At 35.6% G+C, this 9,840-nt stretch carries 5 protein-coding genes; 2 read left to right on the top strand and 3 right to left on the bottom strand.

Features of this window, described 5'->3' with window-relative positions; translation table 11 throughout:
- Positions 1-175: 175 nt before the first annotated feature.
- Together QNJ66_RS24690 and hypF are read right to left on the bottom strand one after the other, a co-directional pair.
- Complete coding sequence (locus QNJ66_RS24690) at positions 176-1,153, bottom strand: HD domain-containing phosphohydrolase (protein WP_300511309.1); 978 nt, start codon at positions 1,151-1,153, stop codon at positions 176-178.
- A 54-nt stretch (positions 1,154-1,207) separates the two neighbouring features.
- The gene (gene hypF, locus QNJ66_RS24685; RefSeq protein WP_300511308.1) at positions 1,208-3,532 is read right to left on the bottom strand and encodes a carbamoyltransferase HypF; all 2,325 of its coding nucleotides are present in this window, start codon (positions 3,530-3,532) and stop codon (positions 1,208-1,210) included.
- A 418-nt stretch (positions 3,533-3,950) separates the two neighbouring features.
- Between hypF and QNJ66_RS24680 the strand changes: the two genes are divergently transcribed.
- Together QNJ66_RS24680 and QNJ66_RS24675 are read left to right on the top strand one after the other, a co-directional pair.
- A complete protein-coding gene (locus QNJ66_RS24680; protein ID WP_300511307.1) occupies positions 3,951-6,203 on the top strand; it encodes a ribonuclease R family protein in 2,253 nt (750 codons plus the stop codon).
- A gap of 214 nt (positions 6,204-6,417) precedes the next feature.
- Positions 6,418-7,215 (top strand): DUF3153 domain-containing protein, encoded by a 798-nt coding sequence (locus QNJ66_RS24675; RefSeq protein ID WP_300511306.1) that lies wholly within the window; start codon positions 6,418-6,420, stop codon positions 7,213-7,215.
- Positions 7,216-7,543: 328 nt separating this feature from the next.
- Here the strand turns inward: QNJ66_RS24675 and QNJ66_RS24670 are convergent, their stop codons facing one another.
- Complete coding sequence (locus tag QNJ66_RS24670) at positions 7,544-9,535, bottom strand: GUN4 domain-containing protein (protein ID WP_300511305.1); 1,992 nt, start codon at positions 9,533-9,535, stop codon at positions 7,544-7,546.
- Positions 9,536-9,840: the final 305 nt, after the last annotated feature.

Genomic DNA, 9,840 nt, shown 5'->3' with positions numbered 1-9,840 from the left:
ATATATCAAAAACCAGTCAGGAGGGTTAGAAACTAAGAAATAAGGATGCTTCGCAGTTTTATATGTTGGTCGGGCATTCATCCCTAAGTTATGGAACGTTAGGGAATTCTGCCCGACATTCGGTTAAAAAATTGCTCCATAATTATATTTTTTGGGAACTTCTCTTAATATTTTTTTAAGTCAGTTGTTTCTCTTTCATAAATGCAAAGAATTGTTGCACTAACTTGACATTTCGCCACCCTTTTTCTGCTTCTTGTTTAATAATATTTAAGGCTTCTTGAGAAGTATAAGGTTGTTTATAAGGTCTTTCGCTGGTTAATGCTTCGTAAATATCTAAAATTTGAAAAATTTGCGCTAATTTTGGAATACTTTCGCCTATTAAACCATCAGGATAACCACTACCATCCCAGCGTTCATGATGATGACGAATAATTTGAGCAATACCTCGGCGGTTTTGCATTGGTTTACAAATTTCTTCCCCAACTAAAACATGATTTTTGATTAATTCTCGTTCTTCTTCGTTTAATTTTCCTTGTTTCATCATCACTGCATCAGGGATAGCTACTGTGCCGATATCATGGAGATGGGACGCTAAAATAAGATCACTAATTTCTACAGGACTTAAGTTTAAATATCCACCAAATCCTTGGGCTAGTTTATCAAATCTAATTCCTGATTTTCCTTGAGGTAAGTATCTTTTTTCAAGAGCTTGAGAAATCAAAAATAAGACTTTTTGCATCTGTTCTAGCCATTCATAAAGCCTTTTTCGTTGGATTAATAATTCTACTTCGGGTAATAATACAATACTTTCTAGAGGCTTACTCATGAAAGCATCGGCCATAACTTTCTGACTTTTTATGCGAGAGCTATTATCATCGGCAACACTCATTAAAATAATAGGAATTAAACGAGTATCTTGATCTTGTTTTAATTGTTGACAGATATCAAAGCCGTTATAATTGGGCATTTTAAGATCCATCAAAATTAGATCGGGAGAGGCTGTTCTTATTGTAGTAAAAATATCACAAATACCATCATGTTCAATGACATCATAACCGTTGGCACTCAACAGGTCTACTGCCATGACACGACTAAAGGGGTGATCGTCGATTACTAAGATTTTTGCAGGTTCTGAACTTCCAAAAATATCCACGTTTGTTAGAGTTACCTTTCCACTGTTTGATTATACCAAATTGATGGCAAAAAGCTATTTTGTTTGAAGAATACCAGCTATAATTTGCCCTAAAGCAATTCCTCCATCGTTAGGAGGTATATTATTATGCCAAAAAGGGGTAAATTTTTCTTGTTTTAAGCGTAAAATTGCTCTTTCGCTTAAGTATTTATTCTGAAAACATCCTCCTGTCAAGATAATATTTTTTTGTTGACTTCTTTGGGCAATATCTATCATAATTTCAACTAGGGTATTGTGGAATTTAGCTGCTATTTCTTGATGCAATTTTTTTTGTAAGATATCTTCTATAATACTTTCTATCATTAATTGCCAATCAATGACTAAGGGATAGGTTAAACCTGTAATTTGATAGGGATAACTTTCATCTATTTTTAAGTCATTAATTGCGTGTTCTAAGGCTATTCCTGCTTGTCCTTCAAAGCTAATATTTTCACAAATTCCTATCATAGCTGCTACTGCATCAAATAATCTGCCAACACTAGAGGTTATAGGAGTATTAAGGCTACGGGACAACATTTGTTTGATTATGTTTAATTCTTTGGTTGCCATAGTTTCTAAGAAAGGTAATTTTATTGTTTCATTCTCTCCTAATACTTCAAATAAAATAGATATAGCAATTCTTCTGGGATCTTTTACTGCTTGAGTTCCTCCTGGTAATTTGAAGGGACGAAAATGGGCGATCCTTTCATATTTTTTATTGCTAACTAATAGAAATTCTCCACCCCAAATTGTGTTATCATCACCGTATCCTGTTCCATCCCAAGCAACTCCTAAAACGGCGGTATTTAAGTTAAATTCCTTCATTAATGATGGGTTATTTGCCAAACAAGCAAGAATATGAGCATAGTGGTGTTGAACAGTAATTACGGGTAAATTTTGAGCTTTTGCATATTGACTTGATACGTAGTCAGGATGAGCATCACAAACTATTATTTCTGGTTCAAAATCGTATAATCCTTTTAAACTGTCCATGACTTGATTGAAGGATTTTAATGCTTCTGGTGTGCTTAAATCTCCAATATGTTGACTGATAAAAACTTGATTTTTTTTGAGAATAGCTACAGTATTTTTTAAGTGTCCGCCTACTGCTAAAATATTAGGAAAATTATCATCTTTATTTTGAGTATTAATTGTAATAGGAAATGGTGCATATCCTCGCGCGCGACGAATAATCATTTCTCTTCCTGCTATAACTCTAACTACGGAATCATCTACAGGACGAATAATAGGACGATTATGAACTAAGAATAAGTCAGCAATATTTTTTAATCTTTTTAAAGCTTCTTTTTCATCAATACATATCGGTTCACTGGCAAGATTACCACTGGTGGCAACTATAGGAAAATCAAGTTGATGCAGTAATAAATGATGCAATGGAGTAGAAGGTAACATCACTCCTAAATAGGGATTATTGGGAGCAATATTAGGGCTTAAATTATCTCTAAAATCATTCTGTAAATACGGAGAACTTTTTTTCCTCTTTAAGAGAACAATGGGTGCTTGAGGTGAGGTTAATAATTGTCCTTCCAGATCATTAATTTCACAATAAGTTTTAATTTCTTCTAGGGAAGAATACATTAAAGCAAAAGGTTTGTGCGGACGATATTTACGCTGTCTTAATTGTTGTATTGATTCACTATTTCTAGCATCAACAATTAACTGAAATCCTCCCAACCCTTTTAAAGCAACAATTTTTCCTTCTTTTAAAGCATTTATAGTTAAGTTTAGGGCATCATTTTCATTACCTAATATTTCTCCTTTTTCATCCCATAATTCTGACTTTGGACCACAAACAGGACAAGCATTAGGTTGGGCATGAAAACGTCGATCTAGAGGATTTTCGTATTCTGCTTGACAAGATTCACACATAGTAAAATTTTTCATAGTTGTGTGAAGGCGATCGTAGGGTAATTCCTCAATAATAGTGTAACGAGGTCCACAATTAGTGCAATTAGTAAACGGATATAAATAGCGTCGATTATTGGGATCAAAAATTTCTTGTAAACAAGCAGTACAAGTAGCTAAATCAGGTAAAACAATAGCTTTTTTTTCCCCACCACTACTATGACGAATTTCAAAATTAGTATAATTAACAGTTTCTAACCAAGTGGTTTCTAGACTATTAATTTGGGAAATAGGAGGTTTTTCTGAGTCAATTCTAGATAAAAAATGTTTTAAAATTGTTTCATTTCCTTCTACTTCAATAAATACCCCTGCTGCTGAATTATTCACCCATCCTTTCAAGTTTAATTCTGTGGCTAACCGATAAATAAAAGGACGAAAACCAACCCCTTGAACTGCCCCCTGAATAATAATTTTTAATCGTTTTAATTGACTCATAACTCTGGATAATAGATAATAGATAATGGATAATAAATAATGAATTAACCTTGTCCTGAATGCAGTTAGGTATCTGAACTCAATTGAAAAAGTCCCTTCTCTTGGTAGAATGGGAAGTCAGATAGTTTATCAAGAGAAGTAAACGCTTCGGTAGATTGGTCTATTCTGGTGCAAAGAGAGTCACGCTTTCCAAAGATAGAACTCTCTATTTGCCCTTCAAGCGTACTTCTAAAGCATAAAATTAAAGGTTTCTAGGGAAAACTCCATTAGGAGTCAATCAGCTTAACCCTAGATGGTTAACCAGTAAGACTGGGGTGTGAAGTTTAAGCCAAAGCATTACTCATCAACTGATTTAGTTTTTATCTTCCTATCTTCAGATCAATCAGACTCACTCACATTTAGCAAGGACTATTGATAGATGGAATTTTCAATCGCTACATTATTATCCCACTTCAGTGATAACAAATTGGTGGCGGCCAAACTCCTAGAGAGAAAATTGGGATGTGAAGACGAGGAAAACGTCGAAAAATTGCAAATCATCCTGGACGCATTGGAATTAATCGGCATTTTAGAAAAAGAACGCGGAAAATATCGCCGTGTTCCCGAAGATGACTTAGTAGAAGCCAAGTTACGCTGTTCCAGTAAAGGGTTTTGCTTCGCTATTCAAGACGAAGAAGACGCAGAAGACATCTACGTTCGAGAACTCCATCTCAGTAACGCTTGGAACGGCGATCGCGTTTTGGTCAAAGTTATCAAAGAAGGAACCCGTCGCAGGTCTCCTGAAGGGGAAGTTAAACTAATTTTAGAACGGGCCAACCCTTCGTTATTGGCCCAGGTGAAAAAAGAAGAAGAAGAATATCAAGCTATTCCCCTGGACGATCGCTTACTATTTGAATTACTTCTTGATCAAAATGGCAATAATTTAGAAGATGCTGTGGACCATCTGGTTCATGTTTCTGTAGTCCGTTATCCTATTGGGGAACATCCTCCGGTGGGACAAGTTACCCGCATTTTAGGCAGTGATGCTGAAGCGGCCGCTGATACGGATATTGTCTGTTGTAAACACGATCTCTCCCAAAGTTTTAACGAGGAAATAGAACAAACAGCCTCAGAACTCCCCATTACCTTTGATCCCGAAACCAACGAAAAACGGGCCGACTGGCGAGATGTTCTCACTTTTACTTTGACCGAAGATGTCCAACGAGACTCTCTCCCCTTTATCGAAACGGCCTTTACTCTGGAAAGAACAGAAGATAATGACTGGCAGTTTGCCGTCCATATTACCGATATTGCCCACTATATCCAACCCGAGTCTTTACTAGATAAAGTTGCCAGAAAACGGGGAACGACGGTTTATTTAGGGGAAAAAGTTCTCTCGATGTTACCAGAAATGGTGACAAAATCTTATTCTCTCAAACCGGATCAAGATTGTTTGACCATCTCGGTGATCATGACCTTCGATAAAAATGGTCAACTGGTAGAATATAGCATCGAACCGACCGTTGTTCGGGTGGATAATCAACTCACCTATCCAGAAGTCCAGTCTATTTTAGCGAACTTAGATCAAGTACCCGAAGATCAACAACCTCTGGCCGATAAACTCAAAGACCTCTTTTTTACTCTCAGTCCCCTGGTTAAGGCCCAAAGGTTACAACGAGGTGGTTTTGAACTACAATTAGAACCGCGATCGCCTTATCAAGATGAGGGTAGAATCGGAACTTTAATCGCTTCTTCTCGAACCCCCATTCGTTCTCTATTGACGGAGTTAGTTGTCTTAGCTAATAAGTCCGTGGCCGACCATATTCGCGCTTTAGGAATACCCGGCATCTATTGTACCCAACCAGAACCAGACTGGGAAGAGTTGGAAGACTTATTAAAATTAGCCCAAAATTTAGGGTTAGAAGTATCCCTGGAATCAGAAGAAGACATTACACCCCAAGATTACTACAATTTAACCCAAATGTTGGGCAGGTCTCCCCATGTTCATGTTCTCAATTATTTACTCCATGAAACCTTAAAATCATCCAAGTATAATAGTCATCCAGGATCGCATTTTGGCCTCGCTTACGATGATTGTTATACCCATTGTGTTTCCCCAGGAAAACGTTACGTTGATTTATTAATTCAACGGGTCTTAAAATTGGTATTTAGTGATGGACGCGATCGCCGTACCAGACAAACTAAAATGGGGGTTAATCTCTTTAGTAGTAGCTGTCACGGTAAAATTAATTGGAATGTTTTACCTCCCAGTATCCAAGAAGAATTAGAAGATACATTTCACTTCATAGTTACCTATCTTAATGACCGAGAAAAAACCGCCGAAGAAGCGGAAAAAGACCTAGAAGGACTGCAAAAAGCGGAGAAAATGAAGGAACGAACCGGCAAGGTTTTTAAAGGGTTAATTACTGGTGTTCAATCTTACGGTTTCTTTGTAGAAATCGAAGATTTATTAGTAGAAGGATTAGTTCATGTTAGTTCCCTAAAAGATGACTGGTATGAATACCGTTCCCGTCATGGTTGTTTGGTGGGACGTAAAAATCATATTGCTTATCGTTTAGGAGATGAGGTGGAAGTTGAGGTTAAAAGTGTCGATTATTATCGGCAACAAATCGATTTAGTTACCGTCGGTGGTGGCAGTACATCTAATAATGATGACTGGAAAGATGAATAACTCATCAGCTAAAATAAGCATTCAGCTATCAGCCTAAAACCAACCTTGAGAGAGAGAACTTTATCTTGAAATACTGTAGAGAATTAAAGGAATGCTTACCACTTTTATCTCTTGGCTGAATGCTGAAATTTTGCCACTTTACTCCACTTATTTTATACTCTAATTCAATCTTAACTGTTTCCCTAATTATTAATCTTTCAAGGAAAAACTAACTATGAATTATCAAAGAAAAGTAATTACAAATAAACCCAAAATAGGTAAAATAAAACGATTATTTCTACCTCTAATCATCAGTATTTTAGTTTTCTTAAACGGATGCGTTCGTTACGACGTTGGAGTTAATTTCCATGAACAACATAACGGAGAAATTGTTCAACATATTCGCTTAGCAGAACAGTTAACCAGTTTGAGTAAAACCGAAGTAACCGAGTGGTTAAATAGTATAGAAAGTCGTGCAAAATCATTACAAGGAAAAGCAAAAAAAGTTTCTGATGAGGAAATTATTGTTACTATTCCTTTCGGCAATGGACAAGAATTAACCGATAAATTTAACCATTTTTTCAACCCTAATTATTCTCAAATTGCCTCCGGTTTAAAAGTGCAAAATCCTGAATTAGTGCAACTAAAAGCAGAGATGAATATCAAACAAAATAACTGGATATTTTTTGAGCGCAATAAACTGAATATTGATGTTGATCTCAGGGCTTTAGGTGTACTCTCCAACCAAGGAAATATTATTGTTAGTCCTGGTTCTTTAGTTAATTTAGAATTCGTTTTAAATGCCCCTTTGCGAGTTAAAAACTTTCCTGAAAATAGTAACTTAAATAGTGAATCTGATCCTGAAAATACTCAAGTAACTTGGCAACTAGAACCAGGTCAAATTAATCATATTGAAACATCTTTTTGGGTTCCCAGTTATTTAGGTATCGGAACCGTCATTATTATTCTTATTGTCTTATTAGGATTCTACGCCAAACATAGACATTTTCCAGGAGTACAAAAGACTGCTTAATACCACATCCTGTTCTCAAATATATCTTATCTTCTAAAAGAGGCAGGGGGCAGGAGGCAGGAGGGTTTTCAGGTTTTAAGCTATGCAATTTAAAAGGGGGTATCTAAATCGGATTGGGTATATTCATTAATAGCAATTCGTATGTACTTATCTGATAACTTAAAAACCTTATTTTTGCCTTTTGCCTTTTTACTTTTGCCTTTGTGAAGCGCGTGGCAATATAGCAATAGACAGGCTAGTTAGGACACATAAATTATATTTTAAGGGAACAGGGAACAGGGAACAGGGAACAGAAAAATGTCCTAATAGCTTTGGCGACTGCTATATATTACAGTTTACAGTGCGATATGCGAGAGAAGATAAGTAATTCAAAGGTGAGGTTTGAGTAACTAATACCGTCTTCCTCTTTCCCCCACCTTCCTCTACCGACACGATCGCAAAACTCGTTCCAATAAACAGGAAGGTGTCCCACAGGTGTAGTATCTAGTAATTCAAAGGTGAGGTTTGAGTAACTCACATAGTCTCCTCTTTTTCTCCAACCGACACGATCGCAAAACTCGTCCCAGATTTTTTCATCATAGTCTCTTGTTCCACCGAGGTCGTCCATATAGATTTTTTTCTGGACGCTGAAGCCAAATTTTCCGTTACTGTATTTGACCCAAAGTTTATCTATAGTGCGTAAGTCATCACAAGGAAAGTTATCGATATCTTTTCCATATAACCATCCTTCAGACATTCGGTTAGCTGCTTGGAGCATGACTTTAGCGGTTTCGTGGTCAGCTTCTTTCCATTCCCCTGCTGCCAAGAGGTCACGAAGTTTAGTGTAGTCAACCCCTTTTTCACTTTTGAGTTCTATTTCTGTACTTGTCGTTGATAAGATAGGTTTTGATATATTCGATTCTAGCTGTTGTATTTTTTCTTGTAGTTGATTAATTATTGATTCTTTTTCGGTTAATTGTTGTTGATATTCTTGTTGTCGAGAACTATTTACAGTTAATTTTTCAGCTAAATTTTTGATTAAGTGATCAAAGGCTTTATTTAGTTGTTGCTCGAAACGATATTTTAGCTCCTCAATACTATTATAACTTGTGTAAAAATGACCAAGTTTACTCAGTTTTTCCTTAAACTTAAGTAAGGTATTAATCTCAGTAGTAATGCGACTTAGATTAATTGGTGCATCTTTAAAATAAGTGTAAATTAGAGGTTTATTATTTTCTTTAAATGTACCAAAAGCGGTATCAAACTCCTCTTCAGTATATTGACCAACCTTAGTTAAAAAGAGACTAACAAATAAATCACATTCAGTAATTACTTTATTATATTCATCTTGGAGTCTTGTTTGAGACATCGCATCAAGAAAGTCCTCCCAGATTACCAATTCTAAGAATATACCTTGTTTGATATATTGCTTATTTTTACGGTTAATAAAAATCTCGAATTGTTCCCTATCTTCTTTTAATTCAGAGGAGGAAGCTAGAAAAAATTTTATTATTCTAATTTCAATTTTATTGGTGGATTGCTGATGTGATTTCTCTGTTTCTAATTGTTCTTGTAGTTTGTTGATTCGACAAGTAAAAGATTCTTCTAATTGCTCTTTTTGAGCCTTATGATTTTGCTCTAATTTTTCTAAATCATTGTTCCTTACCTGTTGTAATTGTTGTAAACTATATTCTTTTTGCTCTAATTCTTGTTTTTGAGTTTGGTAATTACTTTTTATTTCAGTAATTTCAGTAAGTTTATCTTGATATAACTTTTCATTCTCCTGAAGTTTGTCTTGAAGTTCTTGAATCTGTTGTTGATATTGTGCATCAGGGTTAGGACGTTTAGACTTCCAATCCCTAAAACACTTGATGAAATCATTAATTTTATTTTGTCTTCTGCGATCATAAGGAGTTTGTTCAATATTTAGACTTTGAGATAATTGATTGATCGCTGTATTAATATGGTCAATAACTTGTTCATCTCCCATACGAATACCTAACCACCCTCTAAGAGGGCCTGGTAACTTATCAGAGGTTAAACCACACCCTAGAAAAATAATAATCGGTTTATCTGTTGGCCAAAAAGAACCAACTTCAAAAGGAATCCAAGCCGAATTTAAACTATCAGGAGTTATTAAAACAATTAACGCATCGGAACTTTTAAGATTTTGTTTAAGTTGATCACTGATTGAATTAGAACCAAAAGATAACCCAGATTCGGGATCTGAGGTACACAAAATATCTCCTCTATCTATTTTTAAAGTATAAATAAGGAAATCAAATAGAGAATCAGCAATCTTTTCATCTGAATGACTATGACTAATGAAAATACGTTTCATAAATTCCCTAATTTGTCTCTATTTTTGCCTTCGCTTCTAATACTGGTAAACGCTTTTTAAATTCAGCCATTCTTTCACTCATTGACTTTAATTACCCTACTCTTTCAATAATACTAAAAACTGTTTAAAAATTGCAAGCACAATTGAACTAAACACCCTGTGGTTAAAGACAGGGAAACATCCCAAAGTTGCAAATTGTCCTTGATTGATAATAGTTGATCTGATTAATTTCCCCCCGTCTCCCCATCTCCCCGTCTCCCCGTCAAACTCCAAGAATAAGTTTTTTGCAAAAATGGGATGCTCCC

This window comes from Crocosphaera sp. (assembly GCF_030064895.1).
GTDB lineage: Bacteria > Cyanobacteriota > Cyanobacteriia > Cyanobacteriales > Microcystaceae > Crocosphaera.
This window is presented reverse-complemented; position numbering and strand designations above follow the sequence as displayed.

Coding starts and splice junctions, on each gene's coding strand:
- hypF (WP_300511308.1), bottom strand. CDS start 3,532: ATGAGTCAATTAAAACGATTAAAAATTATTATTCAGGGGGCAGTTCAA.
- QNJ66_RS24680 (WP_300511307.1), top strand. CDS start 3,951: ATGGAATTTTCAATCGCTACATTATTATCCCACTTCAGTGATAACAAA.
- QNJ66_RS24675 (WP_300511306.1), top strand. CDS start 6,418: ATGAATTATCAAAGAAAAGTAATTACAAATAAACCCAAAATAGGTAAA.
- QNJ66_RS24670 (WP_300511305.1), bottom strand. CDS start 9,535: ATGAAACGTATTTTCATTAGTCATAGTCATTCAGATGAAAAGATTGCT.